Origin of the sequence: Clostridium sp. AUH-JLR23 (genome assembly GCF_964238065.1) — a bacterium.
Classification (GTDB): domain Bacteria; phylum Bacillota_I; class Bacilli_A; order Erysipelotrichales; family Coprobacillaceae; genus Allocoprobacillus; species Allocoprobacillus merdigallinarum.
In genome coordinates this window covers 17994-41184 of sequence record NZ_CAXSKY010000022.1, presented here as the reverse complement: position 1 = coordinate 41184, position 23191 = coordinate 17994, and the positions used below count along the sequence as shown (strand labels likewise).

Below are 23191 nucleotides of genomic sequence, written 5' to 3'. Positions count from 1 at the left end.
TATATTCATATAAAATTGCAAAAAAGATATGATATAGATTGTGAATGTGATAAGATAATGAAAAAAGAAAAGAGGAATGAAAATGCTAGATCGATTGATTGAAAAATATGCTGGCTTTGGTATGAGTGTCATAGAAGCTACCATTATATTTATAGTTGGATGGTATGCTGTGAAAATAATATTACATATTCTTTCAAAGATGATGAGAAGAAGTCAGATTGATGCGATTATTGAGAATTTTGTTATATCTATATTAAATATAGGATTAAAAATTATTGTGATTATTACTGTCATTGCACAGTTAGGTGTACCTACAACATCATTAGTAGCTGTTTTAACAACAGCTGGAGCCGCTATTGCATTAGGCTTGCAAGACTCTATGAAAGGTGTTGCTTCAGGTATTACGATTTTATTTTCTAAACCATTTATTAAAGGAGATATTATAGAAATAGATGGCTATGTAGGAACTGTTCAGGAAATACAGCTTCTATATACAATTGTCATGACATTTGATAATAAAATGGTTGTTATTCCTAATAATGATCTGGTTTCATCTAGTTTTGTCAATTATTCACATGAAGATATCCGTCGTGTGACTATGACGGTAGAATTACATCCTGATAGCGATGTTCAAAAATTTAAGAGTGCTCTTATGAAAGTTATAGATCAGCATCCATATGCTTTAAAGGAACCAGCACCAGTTGTGAAAATTGGCGAATATAAAGAAAGAAGTGTTTCCATGCAAATATGGGTATGGTCTAAAAATGAATATTTTTATGATTTGAATGATGATTTGTGGGTAGCAGTCAGAGATATTTTCAAAGAACAAAATATCAAAATTCCATCACAACAAATTGATGTCCATATTCAACAAAATGATATAAAATCATAGAAAAAATGTTTAAACATTCATACAATACCGATATAATTGTATACAGATGTCAAAAAATAATATCTATATTTAGTTAAAATACAAAAAAACGTGTGTTTCGGTTGGGTTATGACAAAAAAGCAAAAAAACATTAAAAAAAGTATAGCAATCTTAAAAGAGTTGTGATATATTAGTAGAAAATAACTAACGTGATTGGTTATTTTGGAGGAGGGAAATTAAATAATGAAAAAGAATTGGTTTGCAAAAGCTGCCGCTTCTGTAACATGCTTAGCTATGTTAGTTGGATGTGGTGGTGGAAATGCACAAACACACGCAAACGAAGTCACAGTGAATTTGGGACAGGAGCCACCTGAATTAAATTCAATTTTGACTACAAGTACAGGGTCTATGAACGTTCTTAGACATTGTATGGAAGGTTTAGTAATGCAAAAAGAAAACGATGAAATCGTTCCTGGTGTTGCTGAAACTTGGGATGTATCTGATGATAGCAAAACTTATACATTCCACTTAAGAAAAGATGCAAAATGGAGTAACGGTGATCCTGTTACTGCACAAGATTTCAAATTTGCATTTGATACTCATTTCAATGTAAATACTGGAGCAACTTATGCAAGTACTTGGAAATCAAAAATTAAAGGTGCTGAAGAAGTTTATGCTAAAACTAAAGGATTAAGCACTGAAGAAGCTCAAAAAGTTATTGATCAATATGCTGGATGGAAAGCAGTAGATGACTATACATTCGTTGTAGAATTTACTGAACCATTTGGATATGCATTAGACTTATTAGCATTCCCATCATTCTTCCCAGTAAATCAAAAAGCATATGAAGAAATGGGTGGATATGATAAAAAATATGGTACTACTGAAACAAACTTACTTTATAATGGTAGATTTACTATTACAAAATGGACTCATAATGAATCATTAGAATTAACTAAAAATGATAATTATTGGGACAAAGATTCTGTTAAATTAGACAAAATCACAATGAAAATGATTGCTGATGCTAATACTGCTTTAAATGAATACAAAGCTGGTAACTTAGATATGATGGAAGTTAACGGTGAACAAGTTCAAACATTAGAAGCAGATGATCAATATAAAGATCAATTAGCAAACTTTGATGATGGTGGAGCTTGGTATTTTGAATACAACTTCACAAGCAAAGGATTTAACAATAAAAAAGTACGTCAAGCAATTACTTCAGGTATTGATGTACAATCATTAGTTGAAAAAATCATGTTATCAAAACATTCAAAAGTTTCTAACATGTTTACACCACCAGCAATTACTAATGGTAAATTTGGTGAATATTGTGGAGATATCTTAGTACGTAAAGATTTTGCAGAAGCAAAAAAATTACTAGAAGAAGGTTTAGCTGAAGAAGGATTAACTTTAGAAACTTTCAAACCAAAATTATTATGTGATGAAACAACTTCTGCTGTAAAACAAGCTAACTATATTCAAGAACAATTAAAAACAAATTTAGGTTTAACTGTTGAAGTTGATCAAAAAACTTACAAAGCACGTTTAGCTGATATGGATAAGAAAAATTATGACTTCGTATTAGCTGGATGGGGACCAGATTATAATGACCCTATGACATATTTAGACTTATATTTAAGCGATAGTTTAAATAACCATGCAGGATATGCAAATCCAGAATACGATGAAATCGTTACTAATGCACAAACTATTGCTGATCAAGATAAATATTTTGCAGAATTAAAGAAAGCTGAAGAAATTTTAGCTGATGAACAACCAGTTGGTTTCTTATATAATAGAAATAAAGATTATATCTTGAATCCAAGTGTAAAAGGTGTTGTAAGAACTGCATTCCAAGATATTAACTTAAACTATGCATATATTGAACAATAATTAAATAAAAATTTCATATTAATATGATAATTATTTTAGACTGGGCTATATGCTAATATAGCCCATCTTTATTGAATGAAAAAAAAGTGTTTTTTAAAAAAGGATGTGAAAAAATGTTAAAATATGTAGTTAAAAGAGTTATATATGCGTTGTTAACAATTTTTGTATTAATGCTATTAACATTTTTAATGATGCATAACTTACCTGGAGATCCATTCAGTACTGGTAAAGGGTTTGATCCTGCTACACTTGCGGCATTAGAGAAATTCTATGGGTTAGATAAACCCATTTTAGAACAATTTTTTATCTTTGTTGTGAATGCTTTTCAGGGAGATTTAGGAACTTCAATTATATATAATCGTCCAGTTATGGATATTATTATGGAAACTTTCCCAGTATCATTCCAATTAGGTATGGTATCTTTAATTTTCGCTGTTATCGCTGGGGTATTCTTAGGAGCACTTGCAGCTATTCGTAGAGGAAAGAAAACAGATACATTTGCGATGGTATTATCTGTTATCGGTGTTTCTATCCCAAGTTTTATTATTGCCTCTTTATTGCAATATTTCTTGGCATTGAAACTTTATCAGTGGACAGGATTAAGACTTTTCCAGATTACAGGATGGGGAAGTTTGAATCAAATGATTCTGCCTGCATTGGCTTTGAGTTTTAGTTCGCTAGCTACAGTTTCACGTTTGATGCGTACAAGTATGCTAGATGTTTTAAGCTCAGATTATATTAAAACTGCAAAAGCTAAAGGTCTTTCTGAAAAACAGATTTTATGGAAACATGCTTTACGTAATGCATTGATGCCTGTACTTACTGTTTTAGGTCCAACTGCAGCAGCAGTTTTAACTGGTGGTTTCGTTGTTGAAAAGATATTTACAATTCCAGGTATGGGGCGTTATTTTGTTGATTCAATTACACAAAATGACTTTACAATGATTGCTGGAGTTACATTATTTTATGGTGTATTCTTAATTGTCGCTATTTTAGTTGTCGATTTATTATATGGTGTCATTGACCCTCGTGTTAATGTTGCTAATGTGAAAGAATAGGGGGAGAGTCATGGAAAAGAAAGTAGAACAAGAATTAAATGAAATTTCTTTAGTAGATGAAGATGTTCTTTCACCTGATTGCGATATTGACGCAGAAGAATTTGAATGGGTTGGTCAGGATGAAGAAAAAATGCAAGCGATTGGACGACCAAGTGTCAGCTTCTGGAAAGATGCTTTCAATCGTATTAGAAAAGATAAAGTTGCTATGACTATTATTATTTTCTTAATTGTTTTAGGAATTTTGTCAGTCGCTGTTCCAATGTTTTCTCCATATACTATTTCTGAACAACATATTGAACATACTCATGCTGGTTTATTTTATAACGCTGGTGACCATATGCATATATTTGGTACAGATGATTTGGGTCGTGATCAGTTTACACGTATATTCTATGGAGCAAGAATTTCTTTAACAATTGCTCTTGCTGCAGTTTTTATTAATGTGATTGTTGGTGTTATTTACGGTGGTATTTCAGGATATTTCGGTGGATTAGCTGACAATATTATGATGCGTGTTGTTGAAATCATTAACGGTATTCCTTATCTATTAATCATTATTTTGTTAAGTTTGGTTATGGAAAAAGGTGTTATGACAATCATTTTTGCTTATTCACTTGTCGGTTGGGTTGGAACGGCCAGGCTGGTTCGTGGAGAAGTTATTCGTTTGAAAGAACAGGAATTTGTTATTTCTGCAAAAAGTATGGGAGCTTCACCAACACGTATTATTGCAAAACATTTAGTTCCTAATACTTTATCAGTTGTTATTGTTAACTTGACTTTAGCTATTCCTAATGCTATTTTCACTGAAGCATTCTTATCATATATTGGTTTAGGTGTTCCAGTTCCATTAGCATCAATGGGAACACTTGCTAATAACGGAAGTCAGTTCTTCCAGCAATATCCAATTGAATTAGTTATTCCTGCATTATTTATTAGTTTAACAATGCTTAGCTTCAATTTATTAGGCGATAAATTGAGAGATGCATTTGATCCTAAGTTAAGGAGGTAATCATCGATGAATCGTGTATTAGATATAAAAGATTTATATGTTTCATTTGATACTTATGCTGGTGAAGTTCAAGCTGTTCGTGGAGTGTCTTATCACGTTAACGAAGGTGAAGTATTGGCTGTCGTAGGTGAATCAGGATGTGGAAAAAGTGTTACTGCACAAACAATCATGAAACTAAATCCTATGCCACCAGCAAGAATTAAATCTGGTGAATTGACTTTATCAGGAATAGATATTATTCATACTCCAGAAGAAGATATGCAAAAGATTCGTGGAAAAGAAGTCAGTATGATCTTTCAGGATCCAATGACTTGTATGAATCCAACAATGAAGGTTGGTAAACAAATTGTTGAAGCGATTGTTCACCATCAAAAACTTTCTAAAGAAGAAGCAAATGCGAAAGCTATTGAAATGTTAAAATTAGTACAAATTCCTAATGCAGAAGAAAGAGCAAATCAATATCCACATCAGTTCTCTGGTGGGATGCGTCAACGTGCTATGATTGCGATGGCTTTATCATGTAACCCAAAACTATTGATTGCTGATGAACCAACAACAGCGTTGGACGTTACGATTCAGGCACAGATTATTGATTTGTTAGATGATATCAGAAAGAAAACTGGAACAGCAATTGTTTTAATCACTCACGATTTAGGAGTTGTAGCATCACTTGCTGATAGAATTGCTGTTATGTATGCTGGAAAAGTTGTTGAAACAGGTGCAGCTAAGGATATCTTCTATAATCCATCTCATCCATATACAGTTGCCTTACTGAACAGTTTACCAAAACATGATACGAATAAATCTGATAAATTATCATCAATTCCAGGAACACCACCTGATTTATTAGATCCACCAAAAGGATGTGCTTTTGCATCACGTTGTGAAAAATGTATGAAAATTTGTCAAAATAAACAACCACCAATTTTCAAATTAAATGATGGTCATGAAGCTTCATGCTGGTTATTACATAAAGATTGCCCATCATCTCAAGGAGGAAAATCATAATGGCTGATGAAAATATTTTATTAAAAGTTGATAATGTCTCTAAACACTTTAGAGTAGAAGGTGGAATATTAAAAGCTGTTAATGGTGTTACTTTAGATATTAAAAAAGGTGAGACTTTAGGTCTTGTTGGTGAATCTGGTTGTGGTAAATCAACACTTGGACGTGTTGTTATGGGGATTTATGAACCAACAGATGGAAAAATTATTTATGATGGACAAGAAATGCATATTAAGAATTCAAAAAAACGTGCTGAATATGCAAAACATGCACAAATGATTTTTCAAGATCCTTATGCATCATTAAATCCACGTATGACTGTTGAATCTATTATTGCTGAAGGTATGGAAATTCATAAGATGTATACACCTGAAAAAAGAAAGCAAAGAGTTCATGAATTACTTGAACTTGTTGGTTTAAATAAAGAACATGCAAACCGTTTCCCTCATGAGTTCTCAGGTGGACAACGTCAACGTATTGGTATTGCCAGAGCTTTGGCTATTGAACCAGAATTTTTAGTTTGTGATGAACCAATTTCAGCGTTAGATGTATCAATCCAATCACAGGTTATTAACTTATTAATTGATTTACAGAAAAAATTAGGATTAACATACTTATTTATTGCGCATGATTTGGATATTGTAAGATATATTTCAGATCGTATTGCAGTTATGTATTTAGGACATTTGGTAGAATTAGGAACAAGTGATGAAGTATATTCTCATTCATTACACCCTTATTCAGAAGCGTTATTATCTGCTGTACCAATTCCTGATCCTCAATTAGAAAAAGATAAACAGCGTATCATTCTTGAAGGTGATGTACCAAGCCCAATTAATCTCCCAGCTGGTTGTCCATTTGCTGGAAGATGTCGTTATGCAACAGAAGAATGTAAGACAAATAAACCTTCTTTAGAAGAAGTAAAACCAGGACACTTCGTTGCTTGTCATCACCCACTTGTAAAATAAAAATGTCTAGATAATAAAAAGACTCTTATACATGAGGTATGTATAGAGTTTTTTTATTGAATAATTCTAACATGAGATATATATGAGTTTATATAAAAAAATCCTATGAAAAAGTAGGATTTTTTTATATAAATTATTTATAATAGTTTTGAATAATAGTGATATTTTCTTGTGATAATTCAAAAGATGGCATGACAATGATAACTGATTGTTTATGTAATAAAACAAGTGAAACCAATTGATTATCTGCATAACCATAAATACAAGAATGATCTTCTTTTATTTTATTACTTCCATAAAGTTGAGGTTCACTTTTTATCTGTTCAAATATGTGTTGAGCACGTTGAGATGAATTAAACTGGTATTCTTTAATATAGAGAGCTTCATTACCCTGTTTTGCAGTTTCTAAAGAAATATAAGTATGTGGGATAGTAAAGCTTGCATAAGATTGTGTTGATAGCTCAGTTGACTTTTGAATATCAAAATCATTTAACTGTAATATGGCATGTTGTTCAGGTGTAAAAGATTTAGCATTGAAAGTATCTTCGGCTAAACCACCAACAACCAGGATGAATGATAGTATTGCAAGGAAAGAATACAGAGTTCTAAAGAATTTTAGTTTTTTAATCTGGAAATGTGGCTGATCACTTTGTATTTGTTTATAAAAGCTACTTATACCATAAAAATTACAGAAATTTCTATATAAAACTGTTATTAATAAGAAAATGATTCCAATGTAAGTTGTTGTGATACCATAGCTGTTAAACTGATCAAAAGATGCATGAAGTAAATAATTAAGATACATGATGGAAATAATAAGAGCAATGATAAAATAAATCAAAGACGAAAGTCTTATTTTGAATGATAAAGCATCTATTTTTGATTCATGGTGAAAAGGAAAGTTTTTTTCTTCATTTGAAGTAAAGACATACATATTATTTTTACTATAAATATATTTTAAACCCTGTTCTTCTTTTTGATCAATAAAATGATAATGACTTGTTCTTTGAGAAATTTTTGAGGAACCTGTAGGATTAAAAAAATCAATTGTATAATAAACTGGTTTATCTTTCTTTCTAAAAAATGAGATTATAGATAAATCATTTGTGCTGTATCCTTGTTTACCTAATTTATCTAATTCTTCCTGTAATAACTCATATTCATAAGGTTTATAATGAATGAACTTAATTTTCATAAGAATTTCCTCCTTAATGTGGTTATTATATCAAAGACAACTAAACTTGTCTATGTAAGAAAAAAAGCTCATGATGAGCTTTTTATAATTGAAGTAAGAATTGTGTATAAGCTAAGTAAGCTTCATAAACATCGACTTTTGATACGATTTCATGAGGAGCATGCATGTTTAAAACAGCAATTCCTGCATCAATAACATTCATATCATAATTTCCTAAGATGTAGGCAATAGTACCTCCACCACCTTGATCAACTTTACCAAGTTCAGCAGTTTGGAAATGGACACCAGCTTGATCCATAACATTTCTAATTTTAGCAAAGTATTCAGGATTAGCATCATTGCTTCCGCTCTTACCACGAGAACCAGTGTATTTATTGAAAACAATTCCTTTTCCTAGATATGCAGCATTTTTAGGATCATTCACTTCTTTATATAATGGGTCAAAACCAGCACTGACATCACTTGATAACATCATAGAATGAGCTAAAGCTTTTCTAACAGATAAGAATGTATCATCACCACATAAGTGTAAGATTTGAGCAATTGTATTTTCAAAGAATAAAGATTGAGCACCAGTCGCACCAACACTACCAATTTCTTCTTTGTCAACTAAAATACAACAAGATGTATATTGTGGGATTTCCTGAATATCTAAAATAGCTTTTAAAGATGTATAAGCACAGACACGATCATCATGTCCATAACCCATAACCATGCTTCTATCTAAACCATAATCTCTGGCAGGGCCACTTGGTACAACTTCAATTTCTGCACTTAAGAAATCTTCTTCTTCAATATCATATTTTTCTTGAAGAAGTTTTAAAATATTCGCTTTAACAGCATCTTTTTCAGTATCTTTTAAAGGAATGCTTCCTAATGTCACATCTAAATTTTCTCCTTCAATCACTTTCGCAGCTGTTTTTTGCATTTGATCAGCAGATAAATGAATTAATAAATCTGTAATACCTACAACAGGATCATGATCATCTTCACCAATCACAACATCAATCTTAGTTCCATCTTTTTTAATAACAACACCATATAATGATAAAGGAATAGTCACCCATTGATATTTTTTAACACCACCATAATAATGAGTATCTAATAAAGCAAAACCATCACTTTCATAAAGTGGATTCTGTTTTAAATCTAAACGTGGTGAATCAATATGTGCTCCTAAGATTCTCATTCCATCAACTAATGGTTTTTCTCCCATAATAAATAAAGCTAAGTTTTTATCTTTATTGATTACATAGAATTTATCTCCAGGTTTTAAACTGTCCATATTTTCAATATCTTGAAAACCAGCTTTTTTAGCAAGTTCAACAGATTCTTTTACACAAGCTCTTTCTGTTTTACCGGCTGTTAAGAAAGCTTTATAACCTTCATTAAAATCCATAACATCTTGATATTGATTACTTTCGTATTTGTCCCAAGCATTTTTTGCGTACATTTTATATAACCTCATTTCTTTCAATTATTTTTAATAGAACTTCTACTTGTTTTTTCATCATTGTTAATGATACATATTCAAAAGGTCCATGAAAATTATATCCACCAGTTCCTAGATTTGGACAAGGAAGTCCCATATATGTTAAATTAGCACCATCAGTACCTCCGCGAATAGGTACAGCATATGGCTCAATACCACATTCTTTCATGGCTGCCATGGCATTTTCAACGATATACATATGTTGTTCAATATGTTCACGCATATTTAAGTAACTTTGTTCAATTGTGACTTTAACCATTGGATATCCATACTTTTGATTTAAGAATGCAGCAATATTTTCAAAATCCTGACATTGTTTTTTAGCTAATGTTAATTCATGATTTCTAATGATGTATTCCATCACTGTTTTTTCACATTTTCCCTGAATATTTTCAAGATGATTAAAACCTTCATATCCTTCTGTATATTCTGGTCTGGCATGAACTGGTAACATAGCATCAAATTCCTGAGCAATGCGAATAGAGTTAATCATCGCATTTTTAGCACTTCCAGGATGAATACTTTTCCCTGTGATTTCTACGACAGCACTAAATGCATTAAAGTTTTCATATTCAATTTCAGCAATATTACCACCATCAATTGTATAAGCATAATCAGCATGGAAAGCTTCTACATCAAAGTTTTCAGTTCCTCGACCGACTTCTTCATCAGGAGTAAAAGCAATCTTAATATCATTGTGCTTGATTTCAGGATGATGGTAAAGATATTCAGCCATACTCATGATAATCGCAACCCCAGCTTTATCATCTGCACCAAGCAATGTTGTTCCATCAGTTGTGATTAAATCATGATGAATCACATTGAGAAGTTCAGGAAATTCATGAGGATCAAGATATAATTCTTTCTCTTGATTAAGAGTAATTGTTGTTCCCTGATAATCTCTAATGATTTGTGGTTTGACATTTTGACCAGAAGCATCAGGAGAAGTATCCATATGGGCAACAAAACCAATGACTTTGCCATGATCACTGTTTGCTGGAATTGTTCCATAAACAATACCACTTTGATCCAAGTGAGCATCTTCAATACCAATCTTTTTCATTTCTTCGACAAGATATTTTCCTAGTTCTAATTGTTTCATAGAAGAAGGTGTTGTTGAAGATTGAGGATCAGATTGTGTATCAAAACTAATATATTTTAAAAATCTTTCTTCTATACTCATTCATCTTACCTCGCTTTCTCTCTTATTATACATGGAAATTCACAAATAATCCATGATTATGATATAATCATAAATAGGGAGGTATTGAAAATGAATCAAACAATTCAGGAATTATTTGACAGAAAATCTGTTCGTGCTTATAGTGATGAAATCATAACGCCAGAGGAAAAAGAATGGATATTAAAATCTGCCTTACAGGCACCGACAGCAGGCAATATGGCTCTTTATTCTATTATTGATATACAGGATCAGTCCTTAAAAGATCAGCTCGCTATCACTTGTGATCATCAGCCATTTATTAGTCAGGCACCTATGGTTTTGCTTTTTTTAGCTGATTATCAAAAATGGTATGATATATATACTCACTATGATAAAGATATCCAACCATTGGAAGAGTCTGATTTGATCTTAGCTTTGGAAGATTGTATGATTGCGGCGCAAAATGCAGTCGTAGCAGCATGGTCTTTAGGAATAGGATCATGTTATATTGGGGATATTTTAGAAAATTTTGAAATTCATCAAAAGCTTTTTGATTTACCAAAGTATGCCATTCCAGCAACTTTACTTGTTTTAGGAAAACCAACGCTACAACAACAAAATCGTCCAAAACCACAGCGTTTTGATTTAGCAGATATGGTAAGTGTCAATACTTATCATCATAAAACAATGGATGAAACAAAACAGATGTTTATTAAACAGACTGGTAAAAATGAAGATGAACTCAAAAATTATATACAGGCTTTTGCGAAAAGAAAATTTCATGCGCAATATCGTAAGGAAATGAATCGCTCTGTTAAAAAGATGATCGAATCATGGAAATAATAAAACGGACAAAATGTCCGTTTTTACTCATCAAATTTTTTAATCGTTTTATCTGTGATTTCAATATGTTTACGATATAATGAAATATTAACAACGCGACTTCCTACAGCATAGATTAAAGCCATGCTTGGAACCGCAATTAATAATCCAAAGAATCCAAATAAGTTTCCAAAAATAACTAATGATAATAAGACATATAATCCAGAAATACCAACAGCTCCGCCTACAACACGAGGATAAATAATATTGGCTTCAAATTGCTGAATAATCACAAAGCAGATTGTAAAGATAATAGCTTGTGTAGAGTTAATAGCTAATACTAAAATAAAACTGACCGCAAATCCAAAATAACCTCCAAACATTGGAATAAGACTGGAAATACCAATAATAAAGGCAATCAATTCTGGGAAAGGTAAGCCTGTTATTCTAAAGCCGACATACATTAAAAACATTAAAATACAGCTTTCTAACAGCTGACCAGAAACAAAACCATTAAAATAATGATTGGCTTCGGCACCAATATCAAAAATCACCAATGAACGATGATATCCAAATAAGAAAGTCACAATTTTCTTTAACTGTCTTAAATGCGTTTCTTTATTGGCCAGTAAATAGATAGCCATAATAAAAGATGTAATCGCATTAATAAAAACACCAAAGATACCAATAGATTGAAAAATAAGATGAATTCCAGCATTCCCTAAAATATTACCACTTTGAGAAAGCAAATGATTCAAATCAAGGCTTGTTAGAGCCTGTTGAATAGATTCATAATTAATCGCATAATTGATATGGAAATGAGCTAAGGCATCATTAATCATTGTGACGAGACGATCAGCATAATTAAAAATATTTGTAATAATTAAGGCAATACTTTCACCAAGTCTAGGAATAATAAATGCTGAAAAGAGAATAATCAAGATAACAGCCAATATTAATGTTGTTGCAATACTTAAACCTCTTTTCAGTCCTTTACGTTTGATCTTTTTACCATACAAATGTTCAATCTTACGCATAGGTATATTTAAAATAAAAGCGATAATAATAGCGATATATAAAGGTGTCGCAAGTGCTAAGATATCACTGAGTATAGCAAAAACAGTTTCATAATTAAAAACAACAAAAGCCAGTAAAATGGCATATGTTAAATAAAAAATTGTTTTATTTTTTTTGACTATTTGACTTTTGTCAATCATAGGTTCACCTTCTTTTATGGTTATAATCATAACATAATTGCTTATAAAAGTGTAGTTCATTGTTTATTTAAAAAAATATGTTAAAATAAAGAAAAGCATCAAAGGAGGAATGAAGATGAAAGCAGCTGTTTTATTTAAAGATGGTTTTGAAGAATTAGAAGCATTAAGTGTTGTTGATGTGTTAAGAAGAGCACAATTGACATGTCTAATGGTTGGAATGGATGCAATGAGTGTTAAAAGTTCACATGGTATAGAAGTCAAAATGGATCAATTGTTTGATGAAAGTGTTTATGATGTGGATATTGTTGTTTTACCTGGTGGTTTACCTGGAGCGACATCTCTTCGTGATGATCAAAGAGTGATAGATATTTTAAAAAGTTTTAATGAACAGGGAAAATGGATTGGAGCCATTTGTGCAGGGCCTATTTCATTAGAAAAAGCCAATGTCATAAGCAATAAGAAATTCACTTGTTATCCAGGATTTGAAAAAGAAATTCCTTCAGGGATTTATCAGGATGTATTAGTATGCTGTGATCAGAATATGATTACAGGACGTGGACCTGCCGCTGCTTTGGAATTTGCCTATACAATCTTAGAAAAATTAGGACAGCCTTCAAAAGATATTCGTGAAGGTATGCAATATCATTATTTAGTAAAGTAAAAACGACTTCTCTCATAGAAAGTCGTTAGAAATGTGAAATCATCATTTCAATTTCATATTCAAAGAATTGTTCTTGGAAATAGACATATTGTTCTATTTCTTTTTTTGTATAGGTTTTTGATATAGGAGCAATAACCCATTTATCTTCATTATCATTGAAACGATGAATAATGGCAATGACTTTTCCTGTAAAATGAGATAAAGGTATATCAACACCAATAACATAGGCATCTTGATATTCTCCATCACCACCTATGATTCCTTCAATGTATCCATAGTTAATAGGGTAATATAGATTTTTATGTTGAGGGTGAAAACTGCCCATAGGACGATCAATAGTCACGGTAACTTGCATATTTATTCTATAAATGAGCGACTGATAATCGCAAATTCATCTTGACTGGCAAGATGTATCTTTTCCATTTTTTCTAAGGAATCATCAAAATCTTTCGCAACTTGTGGATCAAATGCCATAGCTGGACTTTCATAATAAGTCCATGAGTGATGATCTAAAACATGAGGAACTAAAGTTTTCACCAGCAATGCTGTTGGATATTTTCCATTTGCCAGACTGACATGAAAGTCTTTACAGCTTTGAAATCCCAAACGAACATAAGTTCCAGGATTGCCTAAAATGACAATAGTATCATATCCAAGCTGATAGGCTTCTTTCATGGAGTGTTCAATCAGTCTTTTTCCATAACCCTGTTTTTGATATTCAGGTAAAATGCAGACAGGACCAAAAGTGAGAACAACTTTTTCATTTTTATTTTCATCTATAAGCTTTGCTTTGGTATACATGATATTCCCAATAATTTTTCCATCTTTTTCTAAAACAAAATCTAATTCATGAATAAAATCTTCATGATTACGAATGATATGTGCTAAATAATGTTCATAACATCCAGGCATATAAACGTTATAAAAGGATTGTCTAATAACATTTTCTACTGTCATATAATCTTTTTTCCCTTCATGACGAATGGTAATCATTTGTTTCTTTCCTCTCTTAGTTGATTTATTTTTTTGACAATGATGTAGCTACAACAGATGATAATGGCTCCAATCAGTGCAATACCACTGTATATTGGCATCATATATGAAAGCACATAGTCATCTCCACCTACAATAAGAAATGATAGAATATAAGATAAAAAATAAGAGTTCAAGATAAACAACCCTATAAAAGATCCAATCCCAATAACAATAACTTTTTCACTTTTTAACATAACAATCTCCCTTTTTATATTATAGTACTTTGACGAATGCTAAAGTACCTTCTTGATTATAATCTGGCTGATATGTAAAACCATCAATATTGAGTGTTTTCAATTCATCTAATGTACAAATTTCATTTAAGACCATCTGATTTAACATCTGACCACGTGCTTTTTTAATAATCATGGCGTTTCTTTTCATTTTCCCCTGATCATTGATCATGAAATCTATAAAATAGATATGAGGATGTCTTAACATATTGGTAAATTCTTTAGATGCTAAAGAAATAATGAAATCAACTTGTTCAAAGTGTTGATATAAAGGTGTATACCAATAATCATATAAGTTAATATGATCAGGTTTCATTGTCATATCTAAACGATAAGGCGTTATCAAAGTATTGTATTTTAAAACACCATAGTAAGCATCTAAAATACATAAGTGTTCAGATAAGTAGTCTTGATGATTCATATAAGATGCTAATTCAAGTTGTTTAAAAACTGTTCCTTGATAAAAAGCTAAAGCAGGATGAGCAGTCTGTTCTTCATGAAAATACTGATACACTTGAGTCGCCTGTTTATAAGATATTTTCATGAGTTGACATAACTGTTCATCATTATATTGTTTTAAAATGTTTGTAAGATATTGTGTTTCTTCTGGAAATAAAGGTTTACTACCAACAAAAGGAATCTTTTGATATTTCATTGTTTTACTTGGGGCAATGACAATTTTCATATTATTTCACCTCGAGATTATTATAAAGTATTTAATGTCATAGATAAAGAAATATGTTATAATCTTTGCGGGTGGTAAGATGAATACAATAGTCATAAATAAAATTTTAATGCATATGTTAGATTTTGAACATCGTAAGATTTATCATTCTACTGACTTTGTCGATATGAATGAAACATCTATTGATTATTATCGTAAGAAAGTAGAAAAAGCTTTAAATTCTCCTTCACTCAAAGAATTAACAGTTGGTTCTTTACATGAAATGATGTTAAGAAGTGACAAGATGATTGAAAGTGATGAAGAATTTATCAAACAGGCACATGAAATGACGGACAAGTTATTTGCGTTAGGTTCAGTTATAGAAGAAATGCCTAACAGTAATGTGCTGTTTGTGGATTGTTATAAAAATGGGGAAAGATATGTGGCAGCCTTAAAGCTCAACTATCGTTATATTCCTATGAGTGTGATTGATGAAGAAAACATTCGTATTACCAAAAAACAGGTTTTACCAACAATGGGTTCTCCTGTGGATGAAGCGATTGTTGTGAATGTGGATGCTAAAAAATTATTTTTAATTGAAAAGAAATATATGATTGATGGAAGAATGGATTTCTATTTGAATGCACAGTGGATTAAAGGTGAAGAAAAGTTGACGGATAAACAAAAAATGTCAACAATGAAAAAAGTTGTGAAAAAGATGGATGATATTTATAATGTCAATGATGGAAAAGCTTTACCTTTAATGAAGCATGAAATTCAGGAAAGAATTGATACAAATCAACCTGTTAAACCATTAGAAATTGTGAAAAAAGTATTGGAATCTGATGGTCAGGCACAGGAAGAAAGTGAAATCATGATGAAAGATTTAGGCATTGATGAAGAAGATCGTATTGAAAGCTTATCTTTAACATCAATGGATAAATGTAAGCTAGTGTTAGATGATGATATTGAAATTAGCTTACCAATAGAAGAATACTTATCTGGAGATAAGGTAGAAAAAGTGAAACAGGAAGATGGAACATATTCTATTTTATTGAAAGATGTCAGTGAAGTTATTGTCAAATAATATTCAAACAAGAAGTATGATTTGAAGATAGAAGAAGCATTTTTGAGTCATACTTTTTCATTGACAGAAGGTTAGTACATGTCATTATAGTTACATTTTTCAATATATTCATAATCTTAAGAAATGGGCATAATAAAATAGAGGCTGTGATAGGATGATTAGTTATGCACCATTATTTAAGACAATGAAGGAAAAATCTATAACAACATATGCCCTTATCCATCAATATGGAATTAATTCAAGAACAATCCATAATATTAAACATGGAAAGGGTATTTCAACATATACTTTAGAAAAAATATGTGAAGCATTAGATTGTACACCTAATGACGTTATTGAATTTATCAAAGAGGCAGAGTAATCTGTCTTTTTTTATATTCAATATATGTAGAAAACATCATAGAAAATAGGAGATAGAAACTCATTGAAAATCCTCATTTGACAAATAATGGGTGCTTTTTTAAGCGTTTTCATGTATAATAAAAACTATGAAAGGGGTTTTAATATGGCACAATTGGATAACTTTTTGATACAACTTTTCCATGAGGGAAATTGTTTAGAGATGTATAGAGTTTTTGGTGCGCATTTTGAGGAATTAGATGGACAAAAGGGTGTAAGATTTACCGTTTATGCTCCAAATGCAAGAAGTGTGCAGGTTGTTGGTGATTTTAATCAATGGAATGGTGAAAATCATTATATGGAAAAATATACTGATGGGGGTATTTATACTTTATTTATTCCAAAAATCAAACAATACGATACATATAAATATCGTATTGAAACACCCAATGGATCTTGGGTTGATCGTGCAGATCCATATGCTTTCTTTAGTGAATTAAGACCAGGAACAGCGTCTAAAGTTTATAAAATTGATGGCTTTAGATGGGCTGATAAACGTTGGTTAAATAAACGTACAAAGAATTTTGATAGAGTTTTAAATATCTATGAAGCCAATATTGGTTCATGGAAAATGAAAAAGGATTTTACAGATGAAGAAGATGGTGAATATTACAGCTATGAAGAAATGATTGATCAGATCATTCCTTATGTTGTAGAAAATGGTTTTTCACATATTGAACTGATGCCATTGACTGAATTCCCATTTGATGGTTCATGGGGATATCAGGCAACAGGTTATTTTAGTGCAACAAGCCGTTATGGAAATCCAAAACAGTTAATGGCATTTATTAATGCCTGCCATAAAAATAACATTGGTGTCATTATGGATTTTGTTCCAGCACACTTTGTAAAAGATGGACATGGGTTACATCAGTTTGATGGTGGTTTTGTTTATGAATATCCTGATATTAATTTAAGATATACGGAGTGGGATAGCTGTTATTTTGATTTAGGAAGAGAAGAAGTTCGTAGTTTCTTGATGTCTTCTGTTCATTTCTGGGCAAATTACTTCCATGTTGATGGTATTCGTTTTGATGCGATCAGTAATTTGATTTACTGGAAAGGAAATAAGGAACGTGGCGTTAATGATGGCGCTATTGAATTCATGAAACGTATGAATTCACATATGAATGGATTATTCCCAGGTGTCATGTTGATTGCGGAAGATTCAACAGATTATCCAAATGTTACAACAGCTCCACAATCTGGAGGATTAGGATTTGATTATAAATGGGATTTAGGTTGGATGAATGATACATTGGCTTATTTTAAAAAGGATCCAATTTATCGACAATATCCAGATGTCCATAATAAACTTACATTCTCTATGATGTACTTCTATCGTGAAAATTATATTTTACCATTCTCACATGATGAAGTGGTTCATAGTAAAGGAACAATTCTAGATAAAATGTGGGGAAATAATGACCAGAAGTTTGCGCAATGTAAGTCTTTGTATTTATATATGATGACACATCCTGGTAAGAAATTGAACTTTATGGGAAATGAGCTGGCTGAATATAAAGAATGGGATGAAAAGAAAGCTTTAGGATGGGTATTATTGAAATTCCCACAACATGATTCTTTCCATAGATATTTTCATGACTTAAATCATCTGATTTTAAAACATCCTGCTTTATATCAGTATGATTATTATCCAGAAGGATTTGAATGGCTCGTTGTTGATGATATGAAACAAAGTGTCTTTGCTTATGCACGTTATGCACCAGATGGGGAAGTGCTTGTCTGCGTGATGAACTTTGTAGGAAATACACATCATGGTTATCGTATTCCAGTTCCCGTAGCAGGAACTTATAAAGAGATTATTAATACGGATACAGACTACTATACAGGAAGCAATTTCACGAATAAACGTGCTATCAAATCACAAAAAATACACGCTGTCAACAAAGAAAATTCAATTTTGGTTGACATTGCACCATTTTCGAGTATGATATTTGAATTGAAGAGAAAATAGTTGAGGGAGACGAGATATGTTTAAGACAAAAGAAGAATTTAAATATGAGTTTTCAAGAAGAATTATTGAATCTTACGGACGTACAGTAGAAGAATCACACATTACAGAAAAGTTCATGACACTTGAAAGAATGGTTCGTGATTATGCATCTGTCAATTGGGCTATGACAAAAATGGCTACAAAAACAAATTACCAAAAACAAGTTCATTACTTCTCTATGGAGTTTTTGATTGGACGTTTATTGGTAAACAATATGATGAATTTAGGTATTTATGAGATTGCCAAAGAAGGATTAGCAGATTATGGAATTAATATCCATGATTTGGAAGAATTAGAATCTGACGCAGGACTTGGAAATGGTGGTTTAGGAAGACTTGCTGCCTGCTTCATGGATTCATTAGCTTCACTTTCTTATCCAGCATTTGGAAATACAATTCGTTATGAATATGGTTTATTTAAACAGAAAATTGAAAATGGATATCAAGTTGAAGTTCCTGATCAATGGTTAAAATTAGGAAATATGTGGGAAGTGAGAAAACCTAAACATGCTGTTGATGTTAAATTCTGGGGACGTGTTGTATGGAATGAAGAAACTGGAAAATGGGATCATATCGATGCTGAATGTGTCAAGGCTGTTCCTTATGATATGCCAATTGTTGGTAATGATACAACTGTCACAAATACACTCCGTTTATGGTCTTCAGAACCAAGTGATGAAATTCCATCTAATAAAGATTTTAGACAATATGCTCAAGAAGTCAGAGATATCTGTCAGACATTATATCCTGATGATTCAACACTTGCTGGTCGTACATTACGTTTAAAACAACAATATTTCTTTGTATCAGCAGGATTACGTGCTATTATTAAAAATCATTTAAGAGTTTATCCATCATTATCTAATTTCCATGAAAAGAATGTTATTCAGTTAAATGATACACATCCAGTATTGGTGATTCCTGAATTGATGAGAATCTTAATTGATGAATATGATATGGATTGGGATGAAGCATGGCATATTACAACACAAACATGTGCCTATACAAATCATACAATCTTATCAGAAGCCTTGGAAAAATGGCCAATTTCAACAATGCAGGCATTACTTCCAAGAGTTTATCAGATTATCGAAGAAATCAATAGAAGATTTATTGGATATGTGAAACATATCAGTGATAACGATGAAGATTTATTAAATCGTGTTATGATTTTAAAAGATGGACAAGTACATATGGCTCATCTTGCAATTGTAGGAAGTTTTAGTGTTAATGGTGTTGCTAGACTTCATACACAAATTTTAATGGAACAGGAAATGAAAGATTTCTATTTCTTATATCCAAAGAAATTCAACAATAAAACAAATGGTATTACACATCGTAGATGGTTAGCTTATTCAAATCCTGAATTATCATCATTATTAAATGAAACAATTGGAAATGATTGGATTAAACATCCAGAAGAATTAGAAAAACTAATGGATTATGTTGATGATTCTATTGTTCAAGGGAAATTCTACAATGTCAAACAACAAAGAAAACAAGTTTTAGCTGATTATATTTATAAACACAATGGTATTAAAGTTGATGTCAATAGTATTTTTGATATTCAAGTCAAAAGATTACATGCTTATAAACGACAATTATTAAATATCATGCACGTGATTTATTTATATCAGCAAATGAAGATGAATCCTGAATTTAAGATTTATCCAAGAACATTTATCTTTGGTGCAAAAGCAGCTCCTGCTTACTATTTTGCAAAGAAAGTTATCAAATTAATTAATAGTGTTGCAGATGTTGTGAATAATGATCCTGAAACAAATCCATATTTAAAAGTTGTCTTTATTGAAAACTATGGTGTCACAATTGCTGAAAAGATTATGCCTGCTGCAGATGTTTCTGAACAGATTTCAACAGCTGGTAAAGAAGCAAGTGGTACAGGTAATATGAAATTTATGATGAATGGTGCTGTCACAGTAGGAACACTTGACGGTGCTAATGTGGAAATTGCTGAACGTGTTGGTGATGACAATGTGATTATCTTTGGATTAAAAGATAATGAAATTAATGAATTAAGATGGAATGGTCAATATAACGCATGGGATTATTATAATAATGATCCACGTATTAAACATGTTGTTGACTCATTAGTTGATGGAACATTCCATGAATCACGTGAAGAATTCAGAATGATCTTTGATGAATTGATGAATCGTAATGATGAATACTTCTTATTTGCCGATTTTGAAGCTTACTTAAAAGCTCAGGCAAAAGTAGATGAATTATATCGTGATCGTTCAAGATGGTCTAAAATGTGTCTTGTCAATATCGCAAAATCTGGATATTTCTCATCAGATCGTACAATTGAAGAATATGTTAAGGATATCTGGAAATTAGATAGAGTGAAAAGATAAAAAAATGGAAACCAATGAGAATTAGATCTCATTGGTTTTTTTACGCATTTAAAATTGAAAATAGGGAATAATAGTTATTTATAAAGAGTCTTGATGGATAGAATATCTTTGTTGATATTTTTTTATTAAGATTTTTTAACAAAAGCTGATAAAATCAAATCTTTTTTTGTAAAATTCATGTTTACATTATGTAAAGATTATGTTAAGTTTGTTTTGTGTGTAAATAGGAGGAAGAGATGGAACTGACAAACATATTCTCTATGCTAGGTGGGTTAGCTTTATTCCTTTATGGGATGACAATGATGTCAAATGGTTTAGAGCTGGCTGCCGGGAATAAGATGAAGTCAATTTTGGAAAAATTGACAACAAATCGTTTTTTAGGAACGCTAGTAGGAGCTTTAACCACAGCAATCATGCAATCATCTTCTGCCACAACAGTTATGGCAGTAGGATTTGTCAATGCAGGACTTATGCAATTAAAAAATGCTGTATGGGTCATCATGGGTGCTAATATTGGGACAACAATCACAGGACAGTTGATTGCCTTGGATATTACAGCTTTAGCACCTATTATTGCTTTTATTGGGGTTGTGTTGATTGCCTTTTTCAAAAGCAAGAAACTTGATGCAATTGGTGAAATTATTGCTGGTTTAGGTATTTTATTTATGGGAATGGAAATGATGTCTGGTGCTATGGCACCGTTAAGAAGTTCACCAGAATTTGCGAATATTGTCGCAAACTTTGAAAATCCATTGATTGGTATTTTGGTGGGTGCAGTCTTTACTGCCATCATTCAGTCATCATCAGCGTCAGTAGGTATTTTACAGGCGTTAGCGATGAGTGGTGTTATTACATTACCATCTGCCATTTATGTTTTATTTGGACAAAATATCGGAACATGTATTACGGCTGTATTGGCTTCCATTGGTGCTAATCGTAATGCCAAACGTACAACCATTATTCATTTATCATTCAATATTATAGGAACAATTATCTTTGTTATTATTAGTATGCTGACACCATTTGCTGCGTTTATGGAGTCATTGACACCAGGTAATGTCGTGTCACAAATTGCCAATGTACATACAGTATTTAATGTTGTGACAACAATCATCTTGTTGCCAATTGGAACAAAACTGGTCGATTTATCATTCATTATTTTACCAGAAAAGCCAGAATTGGAAGGAAAGATGCAGTTAAAATACTTAGACTTTGGTATTTTTACAAACGACTATCATATTGGAACAAGTGCTATTGCGAATACGCAGTTGTTCAACGAAACACAGAACATGCTAGATGTTGCAATAGACAATGTCCGCAAATCATTTGAACTTTTAATAGAGTTCAAGGAAGACAAATATGAAAAGCTACAAAAGAATGAAGAATATATTAACTATTTGAATAAAAATATCGTAGACTTTACAACAAATGCGATTTCAACAGAATTTCCAATAGAAGGATCACAGGCCATTGGTTTATTCATGAAGATATCATCAGACATTGAAAGAATAGGAGATCATGCGGTGAACATAGCCCAAAGGGCCGAGCTACTTCAAAGTGAAGACAGACGATTCTCACATGAAGCCATGGATGAGATAGGAATCATGAGCAGTCTTTGTGTCAATATACTAGATGAGCTGAGAATCATGAACTATGATGAGTTCAGTAGCATTGTAGACAAAGTTGATGTAATAGAAGAGAACATAGACAAGACACATCATCAGTTTACAGTGAATCAGCTTAAGAGATTGAAAGATAAAAAATGTACAACAGAGAACAGTGTTGTCTATACAAAGATTCTTACAGATTTTGAAAGAATTGGAGATCATGGATTGAACATAGCTGAAGGTTTCTATAAAGCCAGAGAAGCAATGAAAGCTATGAAGATGATAGAACATCAATAAAAAGCAGATATACCTATTGAAAGGTATATTTGTTTTTTTATATGACAATTGATATAAAGTATCAAACCTAAACAAGAAAAGTAAAGGGGTTACATTCTTTGATAGTTTTTTAGATTTGT

General features: G+C 31.7%; 21 protein-coding genes. 13 read left to right on the top strand and 8 right to left on the bottom strand.

What is annotated here, in order from left to right; genetic code table 11:
• Positions 1–76 precede the first annotated feature (76 nt).
• The 6 genes from ACESR5_RS10565 to ACESR5_RS10540 all read left to right on the top strand — a co-directional run bounded on the left by ACESR5_RS10565 (position 77) and on the right by ACESR5_RS10540 (position 6810).
• The gene (locus tag ACESR5_RS10565) at positions 77–892 is read left to right on the top strand and encodes a mechanosensitive ion channel family protein (protein WP_191341688.1); all 816 of its coding nucleotides are present in this window, start codon (positions 77–79) and stop codon (positions 890–892) included.
• A gap of 222 nt (positions 893–1114) precedes the next feature.
• On the top strand, positions 1115–2770 hold the full coding sequence (locus ACESR5_RS10560) for an ABC transporter substrate-binding protein (RefSeq protein WP_373155629.1): 1656 nt from the start codon (positions 1115–1117) through the stop codon (positions 2768–2770).
• Between the two features lie 113 nt (positions 2771–2883).
• The gene (locus tag ACESR5_RS10555; RefSeq protein WP_168080864.1) at positions 2884–3828 is read left to right on the top strand and encodes an ABC transporter permease; all 945 of its coding nucleotides are present in this window, start codon (positions 2884–2886) and stop codon (positions 3826–3828) included.
• A gap of 10 nt (positions 3829–3838) precedes the next feature.
• A complete protein-coding gene (locus tag ACESR5_RS10550; RefSeq protein WP_168080862.1) occupies positions 3839–4837 on the top strand; it encodes an ABC transporter permease in 999 nt (332 codons plus the stop codon).
• Positions 4838–4843: 6 nt separating this feature from the next.
• Positions 4844–5845, top strand: a complete 1002-nt coding sequence (locus tag ACESR5_RS10545; protein WP_168080860.1) for an ABC transporter ATP-binding protein — start codon at positions 4844–4846, stop codon at positions 5843–5845.
• On the top strand, positions 5845–6810 hold the full coding sequence (locus tag ACESR5_RS10540) for an ABC transporter ATP-binding protein (protein WP_168080858.1): 966 nt from the start codon (positions 5845–5847) through the stop codon (positions 6808–6810). Before ACESR5_RS10545 ends, ACESR5_RS10540 begins: the two co-directional genes overlap by 1 nt.
• Before the next feature lie 133 nt (positions 6811–6943).
• Here the strand turns inward: ACESR5_RS10540 and ACESR5_RS10535 are convergent, their stop codons facing one another.
• From ACESR5_RS10535 to pepT, 3 genes are all read right to left on the bottom strand, one after another.
• Positions 6944–8005 (bottom strand): hypothetical protein, encoded by a 1062-nt coding sequence (locus tag ACESR5_RS10535; RefSeq protein WP_373155626.1) that lies wholly within the window; start codon positions 8003–8005, stop codon positions 6944–6946.
• A gap of 82 nt (positions 8006–8087) precedes the next feature.
• On the bottom strand, positions 8088–9458 hold the full coding sequence (locus ACESR5_RS10530; RefSeq protein WP_191492702.1) for an aminopeptidase: 1371 nt from the start codon (positions 9456–9458) through the stop codon (positions 8088–8090).
• A 1-nt stretch (position 9459) separates the two neighbouring features.
• Positions 9460–10680 carry a peptidase T gene (gene pepT / locus ACESR5_RS10525; protein WP_373155624.1) on the bottom strand — a complete coding sequence of 407 codons (1221 nt, stop codon included), beginning with the start codon at positions 10678–10680 and terminating at the stop codon, positions 9460–9462.
• A 90-nt stretch (positions 10681–10770) separates the two neighbouring features.
• Here pepT and ACESR5_RS10520 point away from each other — a divergent pair, with 90 nt between their 5' ends.
• On the top strand, positions 10771–11502 hold the full coding sequence (locus tag ACESR5_RS10520) for a nitroreductase family protein (RefSeq protein WP_087304316.1): 732 nt from the start codon (positions 10771–10773) through the stop codon (positions 11500–11502).
• Between the two features lie 23 nt (positions 11503–11525).
• On the opposite strand, the gene ACESR5_RS10515 is transcribed toward ACESR5_RS10520, so the two are convergent.
• Positions 11526–12698, bottom strand: a complete 1173-nt coding sequence (locus ACESR5_RS10515) for an AI-2E family transporter (protein ID WP_373155622.1) — start codon at positions 12696–12698, stop codon at positions 11526–11528.
• A 115-nt stretch (positions 12699–12813) separates the two neighbouring features.
• On the opposite strand from ACESR5_RS10515, the gene ACESR5_RS10510 reads away from it, so the two are divergent.
• On the top strand, positions 12814–13359 hold the full coding sequence (locus tag ACESR5_RS10510) for a DJ-1 family glyoxalase III (protein ID WP_087245685.1): 546 nt from the start codon (positions 12814–12816) through the stop codon (positions 13357–13359).
• Positions 13360–13384: 25 nt separating this feature from the next.
• On the opposite strand, the gene ACESR5_RS10505 is transcribed toward ACESR5_RS10510, so the two are convergent.
• From ACESR5_RS10505 to ACESR5_RS10490, 4 genes are read right to left on the bottom strand one after another with little or no spacing between them, the layout of a single operon-like run.
• A complete protein-coding gene (locus ACESR5_RS10505) occupies positions 13385–13714 on the bottom strand; it encodes an inorganic diphosphatase (RefSeq protein ID WP_087296850.1) in 330 nt (109 codons plus the stop codon).
• Positions 13715–13716: 2 nt separating this feature from the next.
• Positions 13717–14352 (bottom strand): GNAT family N-acetyltransferase, encoded by a 636-nt coding sequence (locus tag ACESR5_RS10500; protein WP_373155619.1) that lies wholly within the window; start codon positions 14350–14352, stop codon positions 13717–13719.
• Positions 14349–14588: a hypothetical protein gene (locus tag ACESR5_RS10495; protein ID WP_129738607.1), complete on the bottom strand. Its 240-nt coding sequence runs from the start codon at positions 14586–14588 to the stop codon at positions 14349–14351. Before ACESR5_RS10495 ends, ACESR5_RS10500 begins: the two co-directional genes overlap by 4 nt.
• 19 nt (positions 14589–14607) lie before the next feature.
• Entirely contained in the window at positions 14608–15312 is a 705-nt protein-coding gene (locus ACESR5_RS10490) for a YaaA family protein (protein ID WP_373155615.1), read from the bottom strand.
• 79 nt (positions 15313–15391) lie between these two features.
• On the opposite strand from ACESR5_RS10490, the gene ACESR5_RS10485 reads away from it, so the two are divergent.
• The 5 genes from ACESR5_RS10485 to ACESR5_RS10465 all read left to right on the top strand — a co-directional run bounded on the left by ACESR5_RS10485 (position 15392) and on the right by ACESR5_RS10465 (position 23072).
• Positions 15392–16378 (top strand): nucleoid-associated protein, encoded by a 987-nt coding sequence (locus tag ACESR5_RS10485; protein WP_087936415.1) that lies wholly within the window; start codon positions 15392–15394, stop codon positions 16376–16378.
• A 154-nt stretch (positions 16379–16532) separates the two neighbouring features.
• Positions 16533–16739: a helix-turn-helix transcriptional regulator gene (locus ACESR5_RS10480; protein WP_087245696.1), complete on the top strand. Its 207-nt coding sequence runs from the start codon at positions 16533–16535 to the stop codon at positions 16737–16739.
• Positions 16740–16883: 144 nt separating this feature from the next.
• Positions 16884–18755, top strand: a complete 1872-nt coding sequence (gene glgB, locus ACESR5_RS10475; RefSeq protein WP_087245702.1) for a 1,4-alpha-glucan branching protein GlgB — start codon at positions 16884–16886, stop codon at positions 18753–18755.
• A 16-nt stretch (positions 18756–18771) separates the two neighbouring features.
• Positions 18772–21168 (top strand): glycogen/starch/alpha-glucan phosphorylase, encoded by a 2397-nt coding sequence (locus ACESR5_RS10470; RefSeq protein WP_087304322.1) that lies wholly within the window; start codon positions 18772–18774, stop codon positions 21166–21168.
• A gap of 236 nt (positions 21169–21404) precedes the next feature.
• On the top strand, positions 21405–23072 hold the full coding sequence (locus tag ACESR5_RS10465) for a Na/Pi cotransporter family protein (RefSeq protein WP_373155611.1): 1668 nt from the start codon (positions 21405–21407) through the stop codon (positions 23070–23072).
• Positions 23073–23191 lie beyond the last annotated feature (119 nt).